Below are 1102 nucleotides of genomic sequence, written 5' to 3' on the forward strand. Positions count from 1 at the left end.
TGTATGGTGAGAATTTTGAGGTATTTACTGATCACAAGAGTTTAAAGTTTATTTTTACTCAGAAAGATTTAACTATGAGCTGGCATAGGTGGATGGAATATATGGAAGACTATGATTTTGAACTTAAATATCATCCTGTGAAAGCAAATGTAGTTGCTGATGCTTTGAGTAGAAAGTCTCATTCTCGTGTGCATAGCTTAGCTGTAGACAGATGGAAAATGTGGAATGTCCTTGAAGATTATGCGATCTATGATATAAGTGAAGGATCACAAAGGCATTTGTGTAATTTTGTTGTTCAGCCTTTGATAAATACTCGTATAATAGAAGCTCAAGCTTTAGATGAGAAAGTTATGAGATTTTATTCATATTTTGAGGCTATTGTTGATATAGAAAGAGTTTTATAATATTTTCTCTAAAAGTTGTAAGTATGGACTTTGAGGAATAAAGGTTTTCCTATAACTGACTTTTGAACCAAGGTCTATTGGAAAATTTTTCGTGATTTGTTTTAAAGCAAGCCCTAGTATATGTGATTTGTTTTCTCTTGGTATCTACATGTACATGTTATTTGTTTGATTTTGACCTGTGAAATTTTGTTCTTAAATTTTGATTGGTGAGTATTCTATCTGTAAATTTTGTGGAGCATGGGAAAATGCTTGGTTGAAAATCTCGAGAATGTTTTTCTTACCTAAGAATGATGGTTTGCTTTATGTTAAAATGACTGTAATATCCTGGCCCAATAAGACCAATAAGACCAACAGTTCCAACAGGCCCTGGTAATGGGTGAGGATGAGGTTGAGGTTAAGAGAAGGGTATTGCTGGTGTTTTAAAAATTCGTAGTAGACCTGAGCTGTTTCAGTTTTTGGTGCATGTATTACGTACAATTTTGTTTAAAATGGAAATGAGAGCATATCACCATGGACTTTGTGACTGGATTACCTAAGACTAAGACTGGATGTGATGCTATTTGGGTGATTGAGGACAGATTAACTAAGTCTGCTCACTTTTTGCCGATTAAAGAGACTTATAAGTTGAGTGTTTTAACTAAACTGTACATTGATGAGATTATCAGATTGCATGGTGTGCCTGTTTCCATAGTTTCTGA

2 protein-coding genes are annotated in these 1102 nt (G+C 34.0%); both read left to right on the top strand.

The genetic code is table 11. The features are described from left to right. Positions 1-404: hypothetical protein (locus tag HLA93_RS20300; RefSeq protein ID WP_222196254.1), on the top strand; the 404-nt coding region annotated here is incomplete at its 5' end. A gap of 510 nt (positions 405-914) precedes the next feature. Further along, positions 915-1102 (top strand): hypothetical protein (locus HLA93_RS20305; protein ID WP_222196255.1); only part of this gene is annotated, 188 nt, incomplete at its 3' end.

Origin of the sequence: Modestobacter italicus, assembly GCF_019799965.1 — a bacterium.
Taxonomy (GTDB): domain Bacteria; phylum Actinomycetota; class Actinomycetes; order Mycobacteriales; family Geodermatophilaceae; genus Modestobacter; species Modestobacter italicus_A.